We start from the raw sequence: 24,620 nt of genomic DNA on the forward strand, positions 1-24,620 counted from the left end.
GCCGCCCGTCACCGGAAGACGAGGCGGTTCAGCCCGCTTCCGGCCCGCGGGTCAATCGGATTCGGGTGATCTCCGACGGCGCGCCAAACCGCATCGGCGGCCCCCAGTAGCCGGTACCCCGGCTGGTGTAGACCCACATCCGCCCCTGCTTCCCCAGTCCGGCCAGGAACCGGTTGGCCCGGCGCGCCAGCAAGCTCCAGGGCCACATCTGGCCGCCGTGGGTGTGCCCGGAGAGCTGAAGATCGAATCCGACCTCCGCCGCTTCGGGCGCGGAGTTCGGCTGGTGGGCGAGCAGCAGCCTGGTGGCCCCCTCCGGAATCCCGTTCGCGGCGGCCACAGGATCGCTACGATGCGCCGCGACGTAGTAGCCCCCCGTCAGATCGGTGATGCCGGCCACCGCCAGCACGCTGCCGTCATGTTCGAGACATTCGAATTCATTGACCAGCACTCGCAGGCCCAGGCGGCGAAGCGCCGCCACCCACGCTTCGGCTTCACTGTAATATTCGTGATTACCGGTGACGCAGAAGGTGCCGTGCCGGGAGCTCAGATCGGCCAGCGGCGCGACCTCCTCCTCCAGCTCGGCGACACGGCCATCGGTCAGGTCCCCGGTGATCGCGACCATATCCGGCGCCAGGGCGTTGCAGCGCTCGACGATGCGCCGGAGGTGGCCTCGCTTGATCGTCGGGCCGACGTGAAGGTCGCTCAACTGCAGGATGGCGAACCCCTCGAGCGCCGCGGGAAGCCCTGCCACGGCAACGGACACCTCGACCACCCGCGGTACCCGCCGCGCCTGCCAGACGGCGTAAGCCGACAGCAGCAGGGTCGCCGTCAGCACGCCCCAGGCAGTGAGGAAGATCGCGCTGCTCGACGGCACGGCGACGAGCCACCATCCCGCCAGCAGTACGTCGCGGGCCAGCGTGAGCTGGAGCAGGAAGGAGAAGATGCCGGTCATCAAGGCGACAGGCCATGCCAGCCAACGCCCGTTGAGCCAGGTCACCCGGATCACCTGGGGGATCGCCAGCGCGCTGCAGAGCAGGTAGCCGGCCACGATGATGCTGCCCCAGGTGCCCGCCGACAGCCCCGGCAGCAGACGCCAGCCGACGTAACCGTGGAGGATCAGCAGGATCAGTCGCAGACGCAGGAACGATCGATGATGTCGCAAGTGCGGCATTCCTTGCATTGAGTGCGAAAAGGTCCGACGTATCGGAATTCGAAAGGTCGATGGGGTACCGCAGCGGCCATCGAATCAGGGTCGCGAAGCGTCCGGAACGGTGTCTCAAAATAGCGTCGAGCGGCGTTGGCCGCAACGCCGGGCGTTGCGCTATTCTTGACCGCGGCGACGCCCGGTGTCGCCGTTACTTCACCTGCCCGGAGCCGATGTCCGCATGAGCCAAGCCACTGGCCTCTCGCGTCTGCCACTACGCAACGCCGCTTTCATTGCCAGCCTATGCCTGCTGGCCGTTTCCCTGCTCGGCCTCACCTCATCCTCCCACTGGTGGTGGGGCGTTGCGATCTTCGGCGGGCTGTCATGGCTCGGGTTTCACGATACTCGCCAGAAGCGTCGCACCATCAGCCGCAACTATCCGATCCTGGCCCACTGCCGCTATATCCTCGAGTCGATCGGCCCCGAGATCCGCCAGTACTTCATCCAGTCCGATCTCGATGAGCGCCCGTTCTCCCGCGAACAGCGCGCCGTGGTCTATCAGCGGGCCAAGAACGAAAGCGACAAGAAGCCTTTCGGCTCCCTGATCGACATGTATGCGCCAGGACACGAATGGATCAACCACTCGCTTCGGCCGACCCACATCGAGGACAGCGACTTCCGGGTCCAGGTCGGCGGCAGCCTTTGCAGCCGGCCCTATGCCGCCAGTGTGTTCAACGTCTCGGCGATGAGTTTCGGCTCCCTCTCCGGCAATGCCATCGAGGCGCTCAACGCCGGTGCCCGCAAGGGCGGGTTCTATCATGATACCGGCGAGGGCTCCATCTCCCGCTACCATCGGATTCACGGCGGGGATCTGGTCTGGGAGATCGGTTCCGGCTACTTCGGTTGCCGCCACGACGACGGCAGCTTCAACGAAGAGCGGTTCGCCGCCAACGCGCGCGACGAGCAGGTCAAGATGATCGAGATCAAGCTGTCCCAGGGCGCCAAGCCGGGCCACGGCGGCATCCTGCCGGCGGCCAAGGTCACCGCCGAGATCGCCGAGGCTCGCGAGGTGCCCGTCGGCGAGGACGTGGTCTCGCCGGCCGGCCACAGCGCCTTCTCGACGCCGCTGGAGCTGATGGCGTTCATCGCCCGGCTGCGCGAGCTCTCCGGTGGCAAACCGGTCGGTTTCAAGCTCGCCATCGGCCACCCCTGGGAGTGGTTCGCGATGGTCAAGGCGATGCGGGAGACCGGTCAGCGCCCCGACTTCATCGTCGTCGACGGCGGCGAGGGCGGCACCGGTGCCGCGCCGCTGGAGTTCATCAACCGTCTCGGCGTACCGCTGACCGAAGCCCTGATGCTGGTCCACAACAGCCTGGTCGGCGCCGGACTGCGCGAGGAGATAAAGATCGGTGCCGCCGGCAAGATCACCTCGGGATTCGATATTGCCCGGACCCTGGCGCTGGGTGCCGACTGGTGCAACGCGGCGCGCGGCTTCATGTTCTCGCTGGGCTGTATCCAGGCGCTCAACTGCCACTCCGACAAGTGCCCCAGCGGCGTGGCGACCCAGGACCCGAAACGCAGCCGCCACCTGGACGTCGCCGACAAATCCGAGCGGGTCTACAACTTCCACCGCAACACGCTCAAGGGCCTGGCCGAGATGCTGGCCGCGGCCGGGCTGCAGCACCCCGCGGAACTGGGGCCGGAGCACATCATCCGGCGCGTCTCCGCCGACGAGATCCAGTCTTACGACAAGCTGTTCACCTTCCTGAAGCCGGACGAGCTGCTAGACGGTAACAGCCGGCACGTCGTCTTCCAGAACTACTGGGAGGAAGCGCGCTCGGACTCCTTCCTGCCCCCCGCCCAGATCGCCGAGCTGCGGCTGACCAAACTGCGCTGAACCCTCGCATCCGACGGACGGCAGGCTACCGGCCGTCGTCCCGTTCGGCATCGCCTTCAGGCCCTGTCGCTGCCGCCTCCACAGGATCGCCCCCCGCGCTGGGGGCGGCCCAGCGCCGGTCGCCGGTGAACAGCGCCTCGACCAGCACCGGTGTCGATATCCGGCGCACGCAAGTATCGAGCGCCGCCCGCCACCGATCCGCCTCGGCGATCGAGAGTGGGTGCCCTGGTTCGAGCACGACATGCACGGTGACGTACAGCAGCCGGCCCGGCCGGACCATGCGGATGTAGATGGCCTCGGTGGGAAGCGGTGCCAGTGTCGACGTCAGCGCAGCCCGGACAGGTTCCGCGATGGCAGGCTGCGGCGAACGGTTCAGCAGCTCCAGGATCGCACGCCTGGCAACGCGGATGGGAACCCCCAGGCAGAGCAGCACGACGGCGATCACCAGCCACGAGTCGACATAGGGCACGATGGCATACCAGCCGAGGGCCTGGGCCAAGGGAATCAGGCAGAACGCCAGCAGCACAGCAGCCGAGATCAGCGCATTGACCCGCCAGTTTTCGATATCGGCCTCGAGCAAGGGGCTGCTGACATGCCGGCTGATGCGTTTCAGCGCGAATGCCGTCGCCACGCAGGATGCGGTCGCCACGCCCGCGTAGACGATCGAGATGCCGGCCGCGATCGCGTTGCCGCCGGTCAGCAACGCCGTGACGGCATTGAACAGGGCCAGTGCCGAGACGCCCAGCATGAGCAGGCCCTTGCAGGCGTTGACCATCGACTCGAAGTAGCCGTAACCGAACGGATAGGTATCGTCGTCGGGGGAGAGGGCCAGACGCCCTACCCGTAGCGTGAAAAGGCCGACCACGGCGTAGATCGCGTTGAACAGGCCATCGAGCAGAATCGCCTGGGAGCCGGACAGCGCGGAGATGACCAGCGCCATGATCCCGATGAACGCGGCCACGGCCATGGAAAGGCGAAGTGCACCGCTCTCGGTGACTGGCTGGCCTGTCGCCATTGCACCCCCTCCCCCGAAGACGCTCTGGATATCATTGGGTCACCACGCCCCCGGACGACGCAGCGGCCTTCACGATCTGTATAATGCGCCGTCAACGAAACGCCACACTCTCGACTCAGGAGCCGCCAGCTCGATGGCCAACTACGCTTGGGTAATCTCCATGATCGCGATGACCGTCGCGTTCCTCACCTTCTTCCTCTTCAGCGCCACCCGACGCCGCAGCCTGCTGGTGACCGCGCTGGTCTCCGTGGCGACCGCCATCGTCACGGCGCTGATCGCGGGGCTGACTCAGTAGTATCGGGCGGGTCACTCGGCGTAATCGGGCGCCGAACGCGCGAGCCGCCGGCGTACGCTCAACAGATGCAGCCTGGCGCTCTCCGGATCCTCTTCACGCATCTGGGCGGCGGTCCGGGCGGCGATCTCCGGCGGCACCGGCAGCACTTCCCTGCCGGATGCCATCGCCTTGAGCTGCACCTGTGCAGCGCGCTCCAGGAAGTAGAGATCGTCCCAGGCCTCGGCAATCGTCGGCCCGGTCACGATCACGCCGTGATGACGCAGAAAGGCCACATCGGCGTCCCCCATGGCGGCCGCGATCCGATCCCCTTCCGTATCGTCCAGTGCCAGGCCGTTGTAGCACTCGTCGACACAGGTTCGGCCGTAGAACTTCAGTGCGGTCTGCCCCGCCCACAACAGCGGTTCGCCCGCGATCATGGTCAGCGCGGTGGCGTTGGGCATGTGCGTGTGAAAAGCGGCCCGAGCGCCGGGCTTGTGTCGATGCAGCCGGGCGTGGATGTAGAACGCGGTCGCCTCGGGCACGCCATCACCGGCCAGGACCCGGCCGTGGAAGTCGCAGATGAGCAGACTCGAGGCGGTAATCTCCTCGAAAGCCCAGCCATAGGGATTGACCAGAAACAGATCGTCCCGCCCGGGCACCAGCGCCGAGAAGTGATTGCAGATGCCCTCCCCCATTCCCAGCGCCGCCGCCATCCGGAAACAGGCCGCGAGATCTCTCCGCGCTTCCCGAATCGCCTCGCTGTCGAGCGCCTCGGTCACGCCGCCGACCGAAGCGGCAGCCGTTAACTGCTGAGCCATTGCCTGGACTCCTGTGGTGGTTTGCCGGGAAGCGGCAGAAAAATCGAGATCGATCGCGCGAGGATCGAGGAACCCCGGGGAGTGACACTAGTGCACGGTGGCGGGAGCTTCCTCGGCGGCGTCTTCTTCATCGCCTTCCCAGAGATGGGTGCGGGTGATCGCATGGTCGAGCATTTCGCGCGCCACATCGAAGCGGCTGCGGCGCAGCAGTTCGACCGCTTCCTCGGAAAAACGGATCGAGACCAGCGGCTCGCCCGTCGCCTCCGCTGGACGCAGCACCACCTCGCCATCGGCGAGTTCGACGATTTCCAGAATCGCGGTATCGGACACGGCTAACCTCTCTTGTCGTGGCGGTGACGACACAAGTCAAAGATGAGACCAATAAAAAACGACCAGAGCCTGGGCCCCGGTCGTTGATGTCTCGTTCCAGCCTAACATGGCCAACCGGCGCCAGTCACCATTCGCGGCTGCCTTCGCGCAGGTCCGGCAGCAGCGCCTTGAATTCGACCACGCACCAGCGCAGGGCATCCCCCAGCGCGGGTTCGCCGCCACTGGCGATCAAACCGACGCGAGTATCGCGACGGGCTGCGCCGTCGTCGCCGTGGAGCGCCGCCAGCCGTGACAGCAACAGCGACAGCCAGCTCTCGGAGTCGCCGGCCAGCGCCCGCAGACGCTCCAGTTCGGCGACGCTGACCGAGGTCGCCCCCAGCCAGGCGCGCCAGTCATCATGAGCCAGGTCGGTATGTTCGGTGACCTCGCGCAGCAGCGCATTCAGCGCCAGCTCCAGCTGACCCAGCGCGGCCTCCTCCAGCGCCATGCGACGCGCCATCGCCTGTTCGTCGTCGCCCGGCTCGATCGCCAGCAGCAGCTCGGCCTGATAGAGCAGCTGGTTGGTACGGGCCGGCGACGTCATTTGCGCTTGTCCTCCACCTGCCAGCGCCCATCCTCGTAGACCGCTCGCCAGCCGGTTGCCTTGCCGTCCTCGTCGGTCATCACGAACTGGCTCTTGGTCTTGCGCGAGAAGCGGATCTGCGCGGGCCGGCCATCCGGATCCTCGCTCGGGGCCTCGAGCAGGAAGTGATACTTCTCCGGCAGGGCATCGGCATGCGCCTTGAGCTCCTTGACCAGCGGCGGGCGTGTCTCCCGATTCTTGGGAAACTGGCTGGCTGCAAGGAACAGGCCGCTGGCGCCGTCACGCAGCACGTAGTGGTCGTCGACCTTCTGGCAGGCCAGTTCCGGCATCGGGATCGGGTCCATCTTGGGGGGCGCGACCTCGCCGCTTCTCAACAGCTTGCGAGTATTGCCGCAAGCCTCGTTGGTGCAGGCGAAGTATTTGCCGAAACGCCCGCTCTTGAGCTGCATCTCGGAACCGCACTTGTCGCACTCGATCACCGGGCCGTCGTAACCCTTGATCCGGAAGCGACCCTGTTCGATCTCGTAGTAGCCGTCATCGTCGTTGCTGATATAGAGCTTACGCCCCTCGTCGATGAGATAGCTGTCCATCGCCGTGCCGGTGTTCGGATTGCGCCGCTTGGCACGCAGGGCCTCCGTCTCGGCGGCCTCGTCCGCCTCCGCCGGCACCGCCTCCTCTCCCGGGATCAGGTCGATGGTGGTCTTGCAGCGCTCCTTCGGCGGCAGGTTGTAGCCGGAACAACCCAGGAACACGCCGGTCGACGCGATCCGAATCTGCATCGGCCGGCCGCAGGTCGGGCAGGCGATATCGGTCTCGACCGGCTCGTTGGGCCGCATGCCCTCCTCGCCCTCGGCCCGCTCCAGCTTGCGCTTGAAATCGGCATAGAAAGCGTCGAGAAGCCGCTGCCACTGCTCGTGCCCCTCGGCGACCTCGTCGAGACGATCCTCCATCCGCGCCGTGAATCCGTAGTCCAGCAGGTCATTGAACGACTCCACCAGGCGATCGGTCACGATCTCCCCCAGCTTCTCGGCGTAGAAGCGCCGGTTGTCGAGTTTGGCGTAGCCCCTGTCCTGTATGGTCGAGATGATCGCGGCGTAGGTCGAAGGGCGTCCGATCCCGCGCTTCTCGAGCTCCTTGACCAGGCTGGCCTCGGTATAGCGCGCGGGGGGCTTGGTGAAGTGCTGCTGCGGGTCGATCCGGTCGACCGCAAGGCTCGCGCCCTCGCCGATGTCCGGCAACTGGGTCTGCTCGTCCTTCTTGGCGATCGGCTTCATCACCCGGGTATAGCCGTCGAACTTGAGCACGCGGCCACGGGCCTTGAGCTCGAAGCCCGAGGTCTCGATCGTGAGGGTGGTGGCGAGATACTCCGCCGGCACCATCTGACAGGCCACGAACTGGCGCCAGATCAGCTCGTAGAGCCGCTGGGCATCGCGCTCGACGGGCAGGTCGTCGGCCCGCTGGCTGACATTGGAGGGACGAATCGCCTCGTGGGCCTCCTGGGCATTCTGCTTGCTCGAGTAGCGATTCGGCGCATCCGGCAGGTAACGCTCGCCGAACGACGACTGGATGTAGTCGCGCACGCCGGCGACCGCATCCTGGGACAGGTTAGTCGAGTCGGTACGCATGTAGGTGATGTAGCCGCCCTCGTAGAGCCGCTGGGCCAGGGTCATGGTCTTCTTGACCGAGAATCCGAGACGGCCACTCGCGGCCTGCTGCAGCGTCGAGGTGATGAACGGCGCGCTGGGCTTGGAACTGGTCGGCCGCGTTTCCCGACTGGTGACTTCCAGGCTCTCCTGACGCAGCGGGGCGATGCGCTCCAGGGTCTCCTGCTCGGAAGTCGGCCGGAACGCCTCACCGTTCTGACGCACGACCTCGAACCGTACGGGCTCGCCATCGGCGGTCACGGTATCCGCGTGCACGTCCCAGAACTCTTCCGGTACGAACGCCCGGATATCGCGCTCCCGATCGACGATCAGACGCACCGCCACCGACTGCACGCGACCCGCCGACAGCCCTCGAGCGACCTTGCTCCAGAGCAGCGGGGAGATCATGAAGCCGACCACGCGATCCAGAAAGCGCCGGCTCTGCTGGGCCTCGACCCGAGCGATATTGAGGGTGCCGGGCTGCTTGAAGGCCTCCTGGATGGCGTTCTTGGTGATCTCGTTGAAGACCACCCGCTTGTAGCGGGAGTCGTCGCCACCAATGGTCTCCTTCAGGTGCCAGGCGATCGCTTCCCCTTCGCGGTCCAGATCGGTCGCGAGATAGATGGTGTCGCTCTTGTCGGCGAGCTTCTTGAGCTCATCGACCACCTTTTCCTTGCCCGGCAGGATCTCGTAGTTGGCCCGCCAGCCATGTTCGGGATCGATACCCATACGGCGGATCAACTGGTCCCACTGCTTCTGCTTCTTGTAGCTCGCCTTCTCGTCCGGCGACATCTTGCGCGTGATCGCCGCCTGCTTGGCGCGCTCCTTCGGATCGCTGGCCTGCTTGGAGGAACCACTGGTCGGCAGATCACGAATATGCCCGACACTGGATTTCACCACGAAATCGTTGCCGAGATACTTGTTGATGGTCTTGGCCTTGGCCGGTGACTCGACGATAACCAGTGACTTGCCCATAGCGCTCCTGCTTCTTTATATATCGTGCGGCGATTTGATATCGTGCGGCGACCGATGACGTGCTCGACGGCCGCCTGGCTACCAGGGCCGGCCGGAAAATCCGCCTACCCTACCCTAGCCTTTCTCGAGGCGCCAGCCGTAGCTCGACTTTGGGCAGCAACGCCAGCACCATGTCAATGGCCTCTCATCATGGGGCTGACGGGATGAATTCCAAGCGGCGGATGAGGATTGTCCATGCGTTCTCCAGACCTCTCTCTGCTCTCCTGCCCTCTTCGGCACGGCAGACTCGGGCAGAGGTCGTCATCACCCTGTCGCACGGCCGTGATGCGATGCCAGCGGCTGTCGCCGGAACCCGCGCCCTCTCGCGATGGCACGACGTTCGTCGATGGTGTGGCCCTGTCGACGATGGACCTGTCTATGATGAAATAGCGCATCGATGGGTTCCGGACAGGATGGCCCGCTTGTTGTAAAATAACCACATGACATCGCCGCGTTTCGATTCCCGGTTTACCAGCGCGGCGAGACGATTTCACCCAGTTGCCAGGAGAATTTCCATGCTGCACGCGTTTCACGGCCCGATTCGTCGCACCAAGATCGTCGCCACCCTGGGACCCGCCACGGATCGCGAGGGAGTATTGGATGCGATCATCGAAGCCGGGGTCGACGTCGTTCGCTTGAACTTCTCCCACGGCAATCCCGAGGATCACCGGCGCCGTCTCAAGGCCGTGCGCGAGGCGGCGGAGCGTCACGGCCGCGCCGTGGCGGCACTCGGCGACCTGCAGGGCCCCAAGATCCGGATCGCCCGTTTTGCCGCCGAGGGCGGCGTGAAACTGGAGAAGGGACAGTCCTTCATCCTCGACGTCTCGCTGGACCGCAACGCCGGCGACAGCGAACGCGTCGGCTGCGACTACGAGGAGCTGGCGGACGACGTCGAAGCGGGCGACAAGCTGCTGCTCGATGATGGCCGACTGGTACTCGAGGTCGATCGCATCGACGGCCCCCGGATCCACACCAAGGTCATCGTTGGCGGCAAGCTGACCAACAACAAGGGCATCAACAAGCAGGGTGGCGGCCTGTCCGCCGCGGCCCTGACCGACAAGGACAAGGAAGACCTCAAGACCGCGATCGACATCGGTGTCGATTATCTCGCGGTCTCTTTCCCGCGCAGCGGCGCCGACATGCAGTACGCCCGCGAGCTGCTCGGCGAGGCCGGCCAGGAGATCGGCCTGGTCGCGAAAATCGAACGCGCCGAGGCGGTCGCCGACCCGGAAACCCTGGACGACATCATCCGCGCCTCGGAGGCCGTCATGGTTGCCCGCGGCGATCTTGGCGTCGAGATTGGCGACGCCCAGCTGATCGGGGTCCAGAAACGGATCATCGCGCGCGCCCGGACCCTCAACAAGGTGGTGATCACCGCCACCCAGATGATGGAGTCGATGATCGAGTCGCCCCTGCCGACCCGGGCTGAGGTCTTCGATGTCGCCAACGCGGTTCTCGACGGCACGGACGCGGTCATGCTGTCGGCGGAGACCGCCGCCGGCGACTATCCGGTGGAAACCATTCGCGCCATGAACCGGCTCTGCCTGGGGGCCGAGCGGGAACGCGCCGCACAGCAGTCCCAGCACCGCATCCACGAGGGTTTCACCCGCATCGACGAAACCCTGGCACTGTCCGCCATGTACGCCGCCAACCACCTCTCCGGCGTGGTGGCGATCGCCTGCTTGACCGCCTCCGGCTACACGCCGCTGATCGCTTCGCGCATCCGTTCCGGACTGCCGATCGTGGCGCTGGCCGAGACGCCCATGGTCCAGCGTCGCATGGCCCTGTACCGGGGTGTGGTGTCGCTGGTCTTCGACAGCTCGCGCTTCCCGTTGACCGAGATCAATGCCGGCGCGATCAAGGAGCTGGTGGATCGCGGGCTTGCCGACAAGGGCGATCACGTCATTCTGACCCGGGGCGACCACATGAACGCTCATGGCGGCACCAACACCATGAAGATCATCCAGGTCGAGGAGTAGGCCGCACGTCAGCCGGCGCGCTGCCGATTCATGTAAGCCAAAACGCGGAGCCTGGGCTCCGCGTTTTTCGTCGTACGGTCAATGACGCCGCAGCGCCTCCGGCCCGCTACTCGATCTCGACCAGGACCTCGCCGGGCGTCACCCGATCCCCCTTGGCCACGTGAACGGCCTTGACCGTGCCGCCGATTCTCGCCTGGACCTCGGTCTCCATCTTCATCGCCTCGGTAATCAGCACGGCCTGCCCCTCCTTGACGCTGTCCCCCTCGGCAACCAGCACGTCGACGATATTCCCCGGCATCGAGGTGGTGACGTGCCCCGGGGAGCTGGCCTTGGCCCGTCCACCGCTCTTGCCTTCCTGGACGAACTCGTCCTTGGCCTCGAACACGACCTCTTCAGGCATGCCGTCCAGCGTCAGATAGACCCGACGCTTGCGGCCACTGCCGCTGCCGACGCCGGTGATCTGCACTTCGTAGGACTCGCCATGGACGTCGATCACGAACTCGGTCGGCACGCCCTCGGACACCGGCCGACCGCCGCCAGAAGCCTCGGCCGCCGGAATCGGTTCGGCAACCAGGGTGCCGTCGCGCCGCCCCTGCAGGTACTCCCGACCGAGATCGGGGAACATGGCGAAGGTCAGCACGTCCTCCTCGCTGTTGGCGAGATCGCCGATCTCCTGCTCGAGCCGCGCCATTTCGGGCTTGATGTGGTCCGCGGGCCGGCCATCGTCGACCGACTCGTTGCCGATCGCCTTGCGACGAACCTCCGCATTCACTTCCGCGGGCGGCTGACCGTAGCCGCCCAGCAGGTACCGCTTCACTTCGTTGGTGATCGACTTGTAACGCTCGCCGGTCAGCACGTTCATGGCCGCCTGGGTACCGACGATCTGCGAGGTCGGCGTCACCAGCGGCGGATAACCCAGATCGGCACGGACCTTGGGGATCTCGTCGAATACGTCCTGGATCCGACCCAGGGCGTTCTGCTCCTTCATCTGATTGGCCAGATTCGACATCATCCCGCCCGGGACCTGCCAGATCTGCACGCTGACGTCCTCGCGGGTGTACTCGCTCTCGAAAGCCGCGTATTTCTTGCGGACCTCGCGGAAGTAGTCGCCGATCTCCTTCAAAGCCACCAGGTCCAGGCCGGTGTCGTAGGGCGTGTCCTGGAACGCCGCCACCATCGCCTCGGTCGACGGATGGCTGGTGCCTCCGGCAAAGGCGGAGATGCAGGTATCGATATGTCGACACCCCGCCTCGATCGCCTTCATCTGGCTCAGGGACGCGAGCCCGGACGTGGCGTGGGCGTGGAGATGGATCGGAACCTCTACCGCCTCGACCAGCGCCTCCACCAGCTCACCGGTCGCATAGGGCGTCAGCAGACCCGCCATGTCCTTGATCGCGATGGAGTCGGCCCCCATGTCGACGAGTCGCTTGGCCTGCTCGACGTACATCTCGCGGGTATGAACCGGGCTGACGGTGTAGCAGATCGTCCCCTGGGCATGCTTGCCGCTGGCCTTGACCGCCTTCATGGCGGTCTCAAGATTGCGCAGGTCGTTCAACGCATCGAAGACCCGGAAGATGTCGATCCCGTTGTCGGCCGAACGCGCCACGAAGCGCTCGACGACGTCGTCCGCATAGTGACGATAGCCGAGCAGGTTCTGGCCTCGCAGCAGCATCTGCAGCGGGGTGTCGGGCAGCGCCTCGCGGAGCGACTGCAGGCGTTCCCACGGGTCCTCCTTGAGGAATCGCACGCAGGCATCGAAGGTAGCACCGCCCCACACTTCCAGGGAGTGGAACCCGATCGCGTCGAGCTTGGCGCAGATCGGCAGCATGTCCTCGGTGCGCATGCGCGTGGCAAGCAGCGATTGATGCCCGTCCCGCAGAACGACATCGCTAATCTTGACGGATGACGGCTCGGCTTGGTTCATTCTTGTCTCCTGATTCTGGTCCCGATCGATTCGTCGTATTCCAAGTGGGTCCCGCTCAGAGCCCGGCATGAGCCGCGATGGCAGCCGATATCGCCAGCGCGATCTCCTCCGGATTGCGCTTGACGGAGTAGTTGAGCAGCTCCGGATGCGCGGGAACGAACCCGGTATCGAACTGGGCAGCGCGGAATGCGGGGTGGCGAAGGATTTCCTGATAGTAAGGCGCGGTGGTCTTCACCCCTTGAAGGCGCATGTCGTTCAGCGCCCTGATGCCCCGGTTGAGCGTCTCCTCCCAGGTCATTCCCCAGACGATCAGCTTGAGGCACATCGAGTCGAAGTACGGCGGGATGGTGTAACCGGTATAGATCGCGGTATCGGTGCGGACACCGGGGCCGCCGGGGGCGTAGTAGCGCGTGATCCGGCCGAAGCTGGGCAGGAAGTCGTTCTTGGGGTCCTCGGCGTTGATACGGAACTGGATCGCGTAGCCCTGGTGGCGAATGTCCTCCTGGCGGTAGGCCAGCTTCTCACCCGCGGCGATGCGCAACTGCTCGCGAACGATGTCGACCCCGGTGATCGCCTCGGTGATGGTGTGCTCGACCTGGACCCGGGTATTCATCTCCATGAAGTAGACTTCGTTGTCCTTGACCAGGAACTCCACGGTACCGGCGTTCTCGTAGTTCACCGCACTGGCGGCACGGACCGCCATCTTGCCGACGTAGCTGCGTTGCTCCGGTGTCAACTGGGGGCTGGGGGCGATCTCGATCAGCTTCTGGTTGCGGCGCTGGATCGAGCAGTCGCGCTCGAACAGATGGATGACGCCGCCATGGCCGTCCGCCAGCACCTGGACTTCGATGTGCAGCGGATCGACGACGCACTTCTCCATGAACACCTCGGCGCTGCCGAACGCCTTGGTCGCCTCGGAGATCACCCGATCCCAGGCCTGGGCCAGTTGGTCGGGCGTGTCGCAGCGGCGAATGCCCCGCCCGCCGCCACCGGACGTCGCCTTGAGCATGACCGGATACCCGATCTCCTCCGCCACCGTCAGCGCTTCCTCGCGGTTGGCGAGATTGCCCTCGGATCCCGGGGTGATGGGGACACCGGCTTCCCGCATCGCCGCCCGCGCCGCCGTCTTGTCGCCCATCTTGGCGATGACCTCGGCACTCGGGCCGACGAAAGCGATACCGGCCTCGCTGCAGATCCTGGCGAACTCAGCACTCTCGGACAGAAATCCGTAGCCGGGATGGATGGCGTCGCAGCCGGTCTCCCGAGCCAGATTGACGACACGCCTCGGGTCCAGATAACCCGCCAGCGGCTCCTCGCCGACGAAATGCGCCTCGTCGGCCCCTTTGACGTGGAGCGAGAAACGGTCAGGCTCGGTATAGATCGCGACCGAACGGATGCCCATCTCGGCACAGGCCCGTACAATACGCACGGCGATTTCGCCACGGTTGGCAATCAGCAGCTTCTTGAACACCGTAAGCTCTCCCGGTAGGCGGATGAACGTGGGTTACCGTTTCCCCTACGCTAGCCACCCGGGACCCAATAGAAAAATTGATATTTTTTTGCCAACCTATAAGCTCTACCTTATACCTGACCGCGAGAGCGTAACGAATGTCGAGACCCAACCTGCTCAATCGCCTGACATTTCGTCAGCTCCAGGTCTTTCAGGCCGTCCATCGGCAACAGTCCTACTCACGCGCAGCGGAGCAACTGGGCTTGACGCAGCCCGCCGTCAGCGCCCAGATCCGGCAGCTCGAGCAGGCCCTGGCCCAGCCGCTGTTCAAGTATGCCGGCAAGACGCTTCACATCCTGCCGGCCGCCGACGCGCTGGCCGCTTCGGTGCAGTCGATCTTCGGCCAGGTCTCCAGCCTTCAGATGGAGCTGTCCGAACTGGCCGGCACCATTCGCGGCGAGCTCAATCTGGCCGCCGTCTCGACCGCGCAATACGTGGTCCCGCACATTCTGGCCCGCTTTCGCGCCCGCTACCCGGAGGTTCAGATTCGGTTGCGCGTCTGCAACCGGGGACAGGCGCTCGAGCGGCTGGCGGAAAGGCGGGATGACCTCGTGATCATGGGCATGGTGCCGGACGATCCCAATCTGGTCTTCATGCCCATTCTGGACAACGAATTGATCCCCGTGGTGTGGCCGGGCCATCCACTGGTGACCGCCAAGAGAGCCACCCTCGAGGATTTCGCGAGGTACTACCTGCTGATGAGGGAGCCGGGGTCGGGAGCCCGCACGGCCTTCGAGGATTTCGCGGCGCGGGAGCGCATCTCACTCCCCCACACCATCGAACTCGGCACCAACGAGGCCATCAAGCAGGGGATCATGGCGCATCTTGGAGTCGCCGTGCTACCGAGACTGGCGGTGCAACTGGAGCTCGCGTCGGGCCTGCTGGCGAGCCCGACGATACCGGGCTTCCCGCTGCGGCGCTCATGGTGCACGGTCTACCCCAAGGATCGCTACCCGACACCGGTGACCGAGCTCTTCCTGCGCTTCGTACGCGAACTGCTGCCGGAGCTGAACGCCCATTTCCGGGCCCCCATGACGCCGATCGAGACGCCGACCCTACTCTGCCTCCCCGCCGACGATGGCTAGCATCGATCAGGCCTGAACCTGCACCTCGCGCAGATTGGCGCGAACACGCAGCACGTGCAGATGGATCAGCTCCTCGGCCTGGGCGGCGAGCAACTTCATGCGCTGCATGCTGGTCTCTTCGAAGGTGCGCGGGAGCGTGTCGATCAGACAGAGGGTACCGACACAGATGTCCGGCGCCACGAACAGCGGATAGCCCGCATAGAAGCGTATGAAGGGCGCCCCCGTCACCAGCGGGTTGTCCGAAAACCTGGGATCTCGCAGCGCGTTGTTGATCACCATCGGCTGGCCGTCGGCCACGACATGGCCGCAGAAGGAGATCCGCCTCGGCGTCTCGCAAACACTCAACCCCTGGCGTGACTTAAACCACTGCCGGTCTTCATCGATCAGCGTGATCAAGGACATCGGCACGTCGAAAATCTGCGTTGCCAGCTCCGTCAACCGGTCGAAGCCTTCATCCGCGTTGGAATCGAGCAGTTGCAGGTCCTGCAGGGCGCTCAAGCGCTCCTTCTCCCGCCCGGGCATGCTAGGTGCGATCATAGTTTGACTCTTCAGTACGGACACATCGTCGGGGATTGTATGGATATCATCGTAGTCGCGTTCGATGAGATGGCCACGACACGGCCGCCCCTCATCGAGCCGAGATGACTGATGGGCAATCTTGGCGCGCGGAACGAATCACTACTGCAGTACGCCTCTACCGCGACGCCGGATGCGTCGACACCCGAAAAACCATCGCCGCCCAACCCCAGGGCGCTGCGGGAATCATGCGCCAGACACGGCACGGGCCCACCGATGGAGACGGCGGGCCCGGCCGATATTCGCTTCAGACGGGGCGTTACTTCACTTCGACCCCATGGGCCTGCTTGTCGGCGTGGTACGAGGAGCGCACCAGCGGCCCGGAGGCGACATGGGTGAATCCCATGCTTCTGCCCTGCTCGGCAAACCAGTCGAACGTCGTGGGATGGACCCAGCGATCGACGGGCAGATGGTTGCGGGATGGCTGCATGTACTGCCCGAGGGTCAACATGTCGACATCGTGGGCACGCAGGTCATGCATGACCTCGATGACCTGTTCGTCGGTCTCGCCCACCCCGAGCATCAGCCCCGACTTGGTCATGACCTCCGGGCGGCGCGCCTTGTAACCCTTCAACAGATCCAGCGACCACTGGTAGTCGGCCCCGGGCCGCACCTTGCGATACAGCGACGGCACCGTCTCCAGGTTGTGGTTGAAAACGTCGGGCGCCTCGCCTTCCAGAATGTCTAGCGCCACCTGCATCCGACCGCGAAAATCGGGTACCAGAACCTCGATCTCGATCTCCGGGCTGTCACGCCGGATCTCGCGAATGCAGTTGGCGAAGTGCTGCGCGCCACCATCGCGCAGATCGTCCCGGTCCACCGAGGTCACGACGACATAGTTGAGCCGCATTTCGGCAATGGCTTCGGCCAGCTCGCGCGGCTCCTTCTCGTTGAGCGCATTGGGTCGGCCGTGCGCGACATCGCAGAACGGGCAGCGCCGGGTGCAGATGTCACCCATGATCATGAACGTCGCCGTACCGCCACTGAAGCACTCGCCCAGATTGGGACAGGATGCCTCCTCGCAGACGGTGTGCAGTCCATGCTTTCGCAGCGTCTGCTTGATATGCGTCACCTGCGGGGACACCGGCATCCTGACCCTCAGCCAATCCGGCTTCTTCGGCAGCGTTTCGGTCGGGATGACCTTGACGGGAATCCGCGACACCTTGTCGGCACCACGCAGTTTGACACCCCGCTCGGCGCGAGCAGGTTTCTTGGCCGCGGGCGTTTGTATCACTGTCGTCTCGGTCATAGGTCCCTTCCTGATAGGTCTTGGAACGCCGATAGCTACACGGTCGCTATCGGTTCAAAAGCTTGTGGCCACCGTGGTTTCACTTCGAGCTCCACCGCCAGCCGCTGCGCGAGGCAGTCGGCCAACCTGGTGGCTTCACGGTCAAACGAGATCGGCCCGGGTAGATGATCACGCAGTTGAGTCATCCTCAGGTCCGAATAGCCGCACGGATTGATGCGAGAAAATGGAGAAAGATCCATATCGACATTGAGGGCGATCCCATGAAAGCTGCACCCCCGCCGAATCCGCAGACCCAGCGAGGCAATCTTGTCGTCGCCGACATAGACCCCCGGGGCGTCCGGGCGCGCCCACGCCGAGATGCCGTGCCAGGCCAGCAGATCGACGACAGCGCCCTCGAGCAACGTCACCAGCTCGCGCACGCCCAGTCCCCGGCGACGGACGTCCAGCAGCGGATACAGCACGATCTGGCCCGGCCCATGATAGGTCACCTGACCGCCTCGATCACTGGCCACCACCGGGATATCGCCAGGCATCAGCAGATGTTCCGGCTTGCCCGCCCGCCCCTGCGTGAACACGGGTTCGTGTTCCACCAGCCACAGCTGATCCGGCTCCTGGCTATCGCGGCCATCGGTAAAGCGCGACATCGCCTGCCAGACCGGCAGGTAGGGTTGACGCCCGAGGCGGTAGAGTGACAGCGCGGACATCGGCGTCATAGCACCATGTGAACCCGACCGGTCGCTTTCAGATCCTGGAACAGCGCGTTCAACTGCTCCTCTCCGGTGGCATGAATGACCACGCGGAGTGACTGGAATCGGCCATTGCGGCTGTCCGACAGTTTGATCGACGCCGTATCGAATCCCGGCGCATGACGCTCGATCACGTTGCTGACGACCGCCACGAAGTCATCGGAGGCGTCGCCAACCACCCGTATCGGGTAATCGCAGGGAAACTCGACCTTGGGCCGGGGAAGATCAACATCGCTGGGAGTCTGGGTCATGGCATCTGGGCATGGAAGACATTTCCGAGCATTCTACTCAACATTACCCGACTCACCAACCGAAGCCGACCCAGCGCACCGGGGGAAATCTCCCGGTGCGCTGGGTGAGGCACCGGAGCGGCGCCTCGGCAGGACTCAGTTGAACAGCCCGGTCACGAACAGCACGATGGAGTCCCAGACGCGCTTGAAGATGCTGCCCTCTTCGACGCCTTCCAGCGCGACCAGCGGCTCCTGGCCCAGCACCTCGTCACCGGACTTGATCTCCAGCGTACCGACCTGCTGCCCGGCCTGGATCGGCGCATGCAGCGTCTCCGGCAGATTGAGGCGTGCGGTCAGGTTGTCGGCACTGCCCCGGGGCACGGTCATGCTGACCGCATCCTTGACGCCGAGGCGCACGGTGTCGCTGTCGCCGCCCCAGACCCGCGCCTCGTTGAGCACGGAACCGGCATCGTAGAGCTTGCGGGTCTGGAAGAAACGGAAACCGTAGTTGAGCAAGCGCTGGGTTTCCGCCGCCCGCGCCTCATCGGAATTGGTACCCATCACCACGGCGATCAGGCGCGTGTCCTGCTTCTTGGCGGAAGCGACCAGACAGAAGCCGGCGGCTTCCGTGTGTCCTGTCTTCAGACCGTCGACGTCCGGATCACGCCATAGCAGGCGGTTACGGTTGGGCTGGCGAATATCGTTATAGGTGAAGTATTTCTCGGAATAGACCTGATAGTGGTCGGGAAAGTCCTTGATGATATGGCGCGCGAGAATCGCCAGATCGTGGGCGGACGAATAGTGCTCTTCGTGCGGCAGCCCCGTGGGGTTCATGAAGTGGCTGTTCTTCATGCCCATGCGCTGGGCCTGCTGGTTCATCAGGTCGGCGAAGGCCGACTCGCTTCCGGCGACGTACTCCGACAGCGCCACGCTGGCGTCGTTGCCGGACTGCACGACCACGCCGCGCAGCAGGTTCTCCACGCTGACCTGAGTCCCCTCCTGGATGAACATGCGCGAACCGCCCGTGCGCCAGGCGTTCTCGCTCACGCTGACCATGTCGCTGTCGGAGATACTGCCACCGTCGATCTCCTGCTCGACGATGTATGCCGTCATCATCTTGGTCAGACTGGCTGGCGGCAGCCGCTGATCGCCGTTGTGATTCACCAGCAACTGGCCCGTGGAAGCATCCATCAGCACCCACGAAGAGGCTGCCAGATCCGGCGGCGATGGAATCAACTGACCGGGCTCGGGATTGGTCGCGGACATCTGGCTATCGGGGGTCGGCTGCTGGGCGCTGACCGGCGATGAAAGCAGTCCCAGACACAATGACGCCGAGATGACCAGACGTGAAACAGACGAAGTGAACAACGCTTTCATGACAATCGGGTTCTCACTGAAAGAGGTTACTGAGTGGGCGCCACCAGGAACACCTGGCCGTAGCCGGCGTCTCGCAAGGTAGCTCTGATGGAGTCGAGCGACGCCAGGTCTTCGATGGGGCCGACCTGGACACGATAGAGAGGTGACGCATTGTCAATGCGAACCGGCCGCGACAGCAAGCCCTGGAGGCGGCTTTTCAGCGCCTCTGCCCCGGCCAGCGAGCCCAGCGCGGCAACTTGAACGTAGCGCTGCCCGGCGGACGAACTCGCAGCACCGGCGGCGGAGGATGTGGCTCGGTCGGGCCGCGCAGAGGCCGCGCTCGCGGGTCCACCGTCGTCGGCCGCCGCGAGCAGGGGGTCGATCGCCGCCTCGTAATCCGTCGCCGTGCCGACGCCCGACTTCGGGGCGGCCGGCCTCGATACCGGAGCCCCCGACGCAGGCCGGGGCGATCCCGACCGCGACGCCAACTCGGCACCGCCCTCCGTCGAGCTGGATCGACCATGAGTGCGTGCCCAGGCCACGGGGTCGATCGCCTCCACCTTCACCCGCCCCGTTCCGCCCTTCAGGATGCCCAGCCGGGCTGCGGCCGCGTAGGAGAGGTCGATCAGGCGATCGCTGTGAAACGGGCCACGATCGTTGACGCGCACGATGACCTTGCGACCGTTGTCGAGATTGGTGACGCGGGCGTAGGTCGGCAGCGGAAGCGAGCGATGCGCCGCCGACATCTTGTACATGTCGTAGGTTTCGCCATTGGCGGTGTCGTAGCCCTGGAACTTGACCCCGTACCACGAAGCGCGACCTTCCGCCGAGTAGCCGGTCGGGTCGTCGAGCACATGATAGGTCTTCCCCCAGACGCTATACGTCGAGCGGTTGCCGCTTCTGGATCTGGGCTCGACCCTGGGCACCGCGTCCGGCACGTTGGCGACATCCTCGGGAGAGTCGGGATAGGCGTCCTGGTCCATCGCGTAGCGGCCGCCGCCCTGCGGGGAGCCGCCACCGCCAGCGCACCCCGCCAGTATCGATACCAGCAGGATCGCCGGCAATCCGCGCCGAGCCAGGCTACGCCCCCTCATATCCCCTCATCCATGGCCGTCTGAATGCGCTGGGCCAGTGTCGCCACCGCCATGGCGTAGAGATGGCTGTGGTTGTAACGCGTGATGACGTAGAAATTGTCGAGCCCCATGACATAGCGGACGTGGCCGTCGGCGAAATCCAGCGCCAGCGGCACGACCTTGTCCTGCGGCTGCAGATTGCCCGCCGTCGGCTGGATACCCGCGCGCGCAAGCGCCTCGACCGTAGTATCCGGCGGCTCGGTACGGTTGAACCTCACCTCCGGCGGCATCGCCTCGGGGCCACTGGCCTCGACCAGCACGGCCCGGTGGCGCTGCCAGCCATGCTCGCTGAAGTAATTGGCGATACTGCCGATGGCGTCGACCGGATTGTTCCACAGATCCTTCAGACCATCGCCGTCGAAATCGACTGCATAGGCCTGGTAGCTCGTTGGAATGAACTGGGGATATCCCATGGCGCCGGCGTAGGAGCCGTAGAGCGTGCCGGGGTCGACCCCCTGGCCCAGCGTGATTTCGAGAAAGGCCTCGAGCTCGCCACGGAAGAATTCACCCCTCGCGGGATGGTGAAACGCCAGCGTCGACAGCGAATCGAGCACACGGCGGGTTCCCTTGTGCCGGCCGTACTGGGTCTCGACGCCCAGAATCGCCACGACGACTTCCGGCGGTACGCCGTAGCGCCGTTCGGCACGTTCCAGAGCTTCCCGGTTGGCCTCGAGAAAAGCGACCCCCTGCCTTATCCGCTCGGGCTGAATGAAGATATCGCGATACTCGTCCCAGCGCAGCCGGCGCTCGGCCGCATGGCTCATCGCCTCCAGCACCTGGGGCCGGTACTTCGCCGCCCGCATGGCGGCATCGAGCTCATCCTGCGGCACCCCCTGGCGAGCCAGCGAATCGAGCATCGCCTTCACTTCGGGGTGGGTAGCGGGATCGAAGTTCTCGTCGCCCTGCGCGACTGCATTCGCCATGCTCAGCAGCCCCGCCAGCAGTAGAGTGAGGCTGAATCGAAATTCTCGTCTCCAACGCAGCGGCATGCGTGACTTGCTCCCTGATTGCGGCTTGCCCAGCGTCAGTGTGTCAACAGCCGCCGGTGCGTATGAATCGACATGAGAATACCGAACCCGGCCATCAAGGTCACGCTGGAGGTCCCGCCGTAGCTGACCAGCGGCAGCGGCACCCCGACCACCGGCAGGATGCCGCTGACCATGCCGATATTGACGAACACATAGATGAAAAACGTCAGCACGATGCTGCCGGCCAGCAAGCGTCCATAGGTATCCTGAGCATTGTTGGCCATCACCAGGCCTCGCGAGACCAGCAGAAGGTAGAGGATCAGGATGGTGCACATGCCGATCAGCCCGAACTCCTCCCCGAGGACGGCGACGATGAAATCGGTATGGCGTTCGGGCAGAAACTCGAGTTGAGACTGCGTCCCCAGCCCCCAGCCTTTGCCTTCCAGCCCCCCGCTGCCGATCGCCGTCTTGGACTGGATGATGTTCCAGCCGGCGCCCAGTGGATCGCTCTCCGGGTTGAGAAAGGTCAACACCCGCTGCCGCTGATAGTCATGCATGTTGATCCATAGCAGCGGCATCGCGCCCCCGGCCATGACCACCAGCGTCAGGATGAACTTCCAGGAAAGCCCCGCCAGCAGGATCACGAACACGGCGGCGCAGGTGACCAGCAACGAGGTCCCCAGATCGGGCTGGCGCGCGATCAGCAGCACCGGGACACCGACGATCACCCCGCAGACCAGAAGATCGCGCCATGTCGGCGGCAGAGGTCGCCGATGGAGGTAGGCGGCGAGCATCATCGGCATGGCGATCTTCATCAATTCCGAGGGCTGGAAGCGCAGGGGGCCGACCTCCAGCCAGCGCTGAGCCCCCATGCCGATATCCCCCATGATCTCGACGGCGACGAGCATCAGCAGCCCCGCGCCATAGGCGACCGGCGTCCACCGAAACAGCGTGACGGGCGAGAACTGGGCGATGGCGATCGCCCCGAGCAGCGCGACTCCCATGCGCGAAGCCTGGGCCATCGTCGTCGAAAGCGACATGCCGCTGGCGCTGTAGAGCACTACCAGACCAAAGGAGATCAGCAGTATCAGAATCGACAGCAGCCAGGGATCGAGATGAATGCGCAACCATATCGAGCGCTTGCGCCCGACTCGGGCGCGTTGCGTTCGCGGTGCCACGCGCTGGAAATCAATCGCCATCGATACTCTCGACTTCTTCGTTGACCGTGGTGTCGGGCCAGTCCTTCAACTTTCCATCCGGCAACAGCCAGGCGTCGGTCAATTCACGGCCCAGGCCGGAGACACCGCCACCGGCGTTCTCGACGATGACGGCGATCGCGATCTGCGGGTCCTCCACCGGCGCAAAGCCGATGAACAGCGCGTGATCGCGGAGTCGCTCCGTCAATTCATCGGCGTCGTACTTCTGATTCTGCCCCAACGAGAATACCTGAGCGGTGCCGGTCTTGGCCGCCATCTGGTACTTCAGGCCGGCTCCCGCCTTGCGAGCCGTGCCCTCGGACCCCTGGAGCACCGCCTCCATGCCCTTGTAGACGTCCTGCCACCAGCGGGCCTGGTCGACCTGGACGTCCGGCTTGGTGCCGGCGAAAGGCGGCTGGATGGCCTGGTCGCCGATCTCCTTGGCCAGATGCGGCCGAACCCAATGGCCATGGTTGGCCAGCGTCGCAGTGGCCGCGGCCAGTTGAAGCGGCGTGGCCATGAAATACCCCTGGCCGATGCCCGCGGAGAGCGTCTCGCCGGGATACCAGACCTGGTTGTATTTCTCGCGTTTCCATTCGCGGGATGGCATCAGCCCTGGTGATGCGCCCTGCACATCCAGCGATGTTATCTCGCCGAAGCCGAACTGATGCATGAACGCGGAGAGCCGATCGATGCCCAGCCGGTAAGCCATGGTGTAGAAGTAGGTGTTGTTGGAGACCTCCAGCGCCCGCTCGAGATCGACACGCCCATGGCCCCAGCGCAGCCAGTTATGATAGCGCCGCGTATCGTTGGGCAACTGGAAATAGCCCGGGTCGTAAATGACGTCATTGGGCTTGACCACTCCGTCCTGCAACGCCGCCAGGGCCTCGAAAGGCTTAACCGTGGAGCCGGGGGGATACTGGCCCCGAACCGCCCGGTTATACAGGGGCAGATCGAGATTCTGCTGCAGCGCCCGGTAGTCATCGTAGGAGATGCCGGTCACGAACTTGTTGATATCGAAACCCGGCGCGGAAACCATCGCCAGGATGTCGCCGGTCTTGGGCTGAATCGCAACGATCGCGCCACGTCGACCATCCAGCAGGTCGTACGCCATGTGCTGAAGACGGCTGTCGATGGTCAGCGTAATGTCCTTCCCGGGCACCGGCGGATCCCGATCCAGCTCCCGCAGAACTCTTCCCCTGGCGTTGGTCTCGACCTTGCGAAGACCCGCCTTGCCGTGGAGCTGATCCTCGTAGGTGTACTCGACGCCGGTCTTGCCGATGAAGTGGGTGCCGGCGTAATTTCCCGAGTCCAGTTCGGCCAGCTCCTCCTCGTTGATTCTTCCGACATAGCCCAGCACATGCGACATCACGATGGGATCGGGATAGTAGCGCATCAGCTGAGCCTCGACCTCGACGCCGGTGAGCAGGTATCGGTTCACCGCCAGGCGCGCGATCTGGTCCTCGGTGAGATCACTCATCAGGAGCGCCGGCTGGTAAGGCCGCTGACGCTGCCGGGAGCGTTCGCGAAAGGTTGCCACCTCGTCCTCAGGCAGATCGAGAATATCGATCAGCCGCTGCAGCGTGGTATCGAGATCATCGACACGTTCGCGCACGATGGTGAGGTTGTAGGTTGGCCGGTTTTCCGCCAGCAACTTACCGTTCCGGTCGTAGATCAGACCGCGTCGGGGAGGCAGCGGCTCGACCCGCATGCGGTTGTTGTCGGAGCGGGTGATGAAGACGTCGTGCTCGATGACCTGCAGGTAGAACAGGCGGGAAACCAGTGCCCCGGCCATCAGCACGATGACCAGCGCGGCGACCAGCGAGCGGTTGCGGAAGACACGAACTTCCTGCTCGTGGTTCTTGACGTTCGCGCGGCGCTTACGCATGACGAGAGTGGCGGCTCAGAGCACGGTAAGCCCCGGCGCGGGCAAGGCGTCCAACGGCGTCG

The 24,620-nt window shown here is 64.6% G+C and carries 21 protein-coding genes; 4 read left to right on the forward strand and 17 right to left on the reverse strand.

Features of this window, described 5'->3' with window-relative positions:
* Nucleotides 1–28: 28 nt before the first annotated feature.
* Nucleotides 29–1,162, reverse strand: a complete 1,134-nt coding sequence (locus tag DOM45_RS10440; RefSeq protein WP_205909428.1) for a metallophosphoesterase — start codon at nucleotides 1,160–1,162, stop codon at nucleotides 29–31.
* A gap of 223 nt (nucleotides 1,163–1,385) precedes the next feature.
* Here DOM45_RS10440 and DOM45_RS10445 point away from each other — a divergent pair, with 223 nt between their 5' ends.
* Nucleotides 1,386–3,041, forward strand: a complete 1,656-nt coding sequence (locus DOM45_RS10445; protein ID WP_110600176.1) for an FMN-binding glutamate synthase family protein — start codon at nucleotides 1,386–1,388, stop codon at nucleotides 3,039–3,041.
* 25 nt (nucleotides 3,042–3,066) lie between these two features.
* Here DOM45_RS10445 and DOM45_RS10450 read toward each other — a convergent pair whose 3' ends face one another.
* Nucleotides 3,067–4,056, reverse strand: coding sequence for a cation diffusion facilitator family transporter (locus DOM45_RS10450; RefSeq protein WP_205909429.1), 990 nt, complete (start codon nucleotides 4,054–4,056; stop codon nucleotides 3,067–3,069).
* Between the two features lie 133 nt (nucleotides 4,057–4,189).
* On the opposite strand from DOM45_RS10450, the gene DOM45_RS20025 reads away from it, so the two are divergent.
* Entirely contained in the window at nucleotides 4,190–4,351 is a 162-nt protein-coding gene (locus DOM45_RS20025; RefSeq protein WP_157958395.1) for a hypothetical protein, read from the forward strand.
* A gap of 11 nt (nucleotides 4,352–4,362) precedes the next feature.
* Here the strand turns inward: DOM45_RS20025 and DOM45_RS10455 are convergent, their stop codons facing one another.
* The 4 genes from DOM45_RS10455 to topA form a co-directional block, all read right to left on the reverse strand.
* On the reverse strand, nucleotides 4,363–5,148 hold the full coding sequence (locus DOM45_RS10455) for an aldolase (protein ID WP_110600180.1): 786 nt from the start codon (nucleotides 5,146–5,148) through the stop codon (nucleotides 4,363–4,365).
* 87 nt (nucleotides 5,149–5,235) lie between these two features.
* Complete coding sequence (locus DOM45_RS10460; RefSeq protein ID WP_110600182.1) at nucleotides 5,236–5,478, reverse strand: hypothetical protein; 243 nt, start codon at nucleotides 5,476–5,478, stop codon at nucleotides 5,236–5,238.
* 124 nt (nucleotides 5,479–5,602) lie between these two features.
* On the reverse strand, nucleotides 5,603–6,061 hold the full coding sequence (locus DOM45_RS10465) for a DUF6586 family protein (protein ID WP_110600184.1): 459 nt from the start codon (nucleotides 6,059–6,061) through the stop codon (nucleotides 5,603–5,605).
* Entirely contained in the window at nucleotides 6,058–8,679 is a 2,622-nt protein-coding gene (gene topA / locus DOM45_RS10470) for a type I DNA topoisomerase (protein ID WP_110600186.1), read from the reverse strand. The genes DOM45_RS10465 and topA overlap by 4 nt, the downstream gene beginning before the upstream one ends.
* A 554-nt stretch (nucleotides 8,680–9,233) precedes the next feature.
* Between topA and pyk the strand changes: the two genes are divergently transcribed.
* Nucleotides 9,234–10,697 carry a pyruvate kinase gene (gene pyk, locus DOM45_RS10475; protein WP_110600188.1) on the forward strand — a complete coding sequence of 488 codons (1,464 nt, stop codon included), beginning with the start codon at nucleotides 9,234–9,236 and terminating at the stop codon, nucleotides 10,695–10,697.
* 106 nt (nucleotides 10,698–10,803) lie between these two features.
* Here pyk and oadA read toward each other — a convergent pair whose 3' ends face one another.
* Together oadA and DOM45_RS10485 are read right to left on the reverse strand one after the other, a co-directional pair.
* Nucleotides 10,804–12,621, reverse strand: a complete 1,818-nt coding sequence (gene oadA / locus DOM45_RS10480) for a sodium-extruding oxaloacetate decarboxylase subunit alpha (protein WP_110600190.1) — start codon at nucleotides 12,619–12,621, stop codon at nucleotides 10,804–10,806.
* A gap of 55 nt (nucleotides 12,622–12,676) precedes the next feature.
* Nucleotides 12,677–14,092, reverse strand: coding sequence for an acetyl-CoA carboxylase biotin carboxylase subunit (locus DOM45_RS10485; protein ID WP_110600192.1), 1,416 nt, complete (start codon nucleotides 14,090–14,092; stop codon nucleotides 12,677–12,679).
* A 137-nt stretch (nucleotides 14,093–14,229) separates the two neighbouring features.
* On the opposite strand from DOM45_RS10485, the gene DOM45_RS10490 reads away from it, so the two are divergent.
* Nucleotides 14,230–15,216, forward strand: coding sequence for a LysR family transcriptional regulator (locus DOM45_RS10490; RefSeq protein WP_110600194.1), 987 nt, complete (start codon nucleotides 14,230–14,232; stop codon nucleotides 15,214–15,216).
* Nucleotides 15,217–15,222: 6 nt separating this feature from the next.
* Here the strand turns inward: DOM45_RS10490 and DOM45_RS10495 are convergent, their stop codons facing one another.
* The 9 genes from DOM45_RS10495 to mrdA all read right to left on the reverse strand — a co-directional run bounded on the left by DOM45_RS10495 (nucleotide 15,223) and on the right by mrdA (nucleotide 24,558).
* Nucleotides 15,223–15,753, reverse strand: coding sequence for a GAF domain-containing protein (locus tag DOM45_RS10495; protein ID WP_110600196.1), 531 nt, complete (start codon nucleotides 15,751–15,753; stop codon nucleotides 15,223–15,225).
* Between the two features lie 298 nt (nucleotides 15,754–16,051).
* Nucleotides 16,052–17,041, reverse strand: coding sequence for a lipoyl synthase (gene lipA, locus DOM45_RS10500; RefSeq protein ID WP_110600198.1), 990 nt, complete (start codon nucleotides 17,039–17,041; stop codon nucleotides 16,052–16,054).
* Nucleotides 17,042–17,076: 35 nt separating this feature from the next.
* Nucleotides 17,077–17,745: a lipoyl(octanoyl) transferase LipB gene (lipB, locus tag DOM45_RS10505; RefSeq protein WP_110600485.1), complete on the reverse strand. Its 669-nt coding sequence runs from the start codon at nucleotides 17,743–17,745 to the stop codon at nucleotides 17,077–17,079.
* Nucleotides 17,746–17,750: 5 nt separating this feature from the next.
* On the reverse strand, nucleotides 17,751–18,038 hold the full coding sequence (locus DOM45_RS10510) for an HP0495 family protein (protein ID WP_110600200.1): 288 nt from the start codon (nucleotides 18,036–18,038) through the stop codon (nucleotides 17,751–17,753).
* Nucleotides 18,039–18,173: 135 nt separating this feature from the next.
* The gene (locus DOM45_RS10515) at nucleotides 18,174–19,394 is read right to left on the reverse strand and encodes a D-alanyl-D-alanine carboxypeptidase family protein (protein ID WP_110600202.1); all 1,221 of its coding nucleotides are present in this window, start codon (nucleotides 19,392–19,394) and stop codon (nucleotides 18,174–18,176) included.
* A 26-nt stretch (nucleotides 19,395–19,420) separates the two neighbouring features.
* Entirely contained in the window at nucleotides 19,421–20,467 is a 1,047-nt protein-coding gene (locus tag DOM45_RS10520; RefSeq protein WP_110600204.1) for a septal ring lytic transglycosylase RlpA family protein, read from the reverse strand.
* Nucleotides 20,464–21,495, reverse strand: coding sequence for a lytic murein transglycosylase B (mltB, locus tag DOM45_RS10525; protein WP_110600206.1), 1,032 nt, complete (start codon nucleotides 21,493–21,495; stop codon nucleotides 20,464–20,466). The genes DOM45_RS10520 and mltB overlap by 4 nt, the downstream gene beginning before the upstream one ends.
* Nucleotides 21,496–21,530: 35 nt before the next feature.
* Nucleotides 21,531–22,673 (reverse strand): rod shape-determining protein RodA, encoded by a 1,143-nt coding sequence (gene rodA, locus DOM45_RS10530; RefSeq protein WP_110600208.1) that lies wholly within the window; start codon nucleotides 22,671–22,673, stop codon nucleotides 21,531–21,533.
* Nucleotides 22,663–24,558, reverse strand: a complete 1,896-nt coding sequence (gene mrdA, locus DOM45_RS10535) for a penicillin-binding protein 2 (protein ID WP_110600210.1) — start codon at nucleotides 24,556–24,558, stop codon at nucleotides 22,663–22,665. Before mrdA ends, rodA begins: the two co-directional genes overlap by 11 nt.
* Between the last annotated feature and the right edge of the window lie 62 nt (nucleotides 24,559–24,620).

It is taken from the genome of Salinicola lusitanus, assembly GCF_003206045.1.
GTDB classification, from domain to species: domain Bacteria; phylum Pseudomonadota; class Gammaproteobacteria; order Pseudomonadales; family Halomonadaceae; genus Salinicola; species Salinicola lusitanus.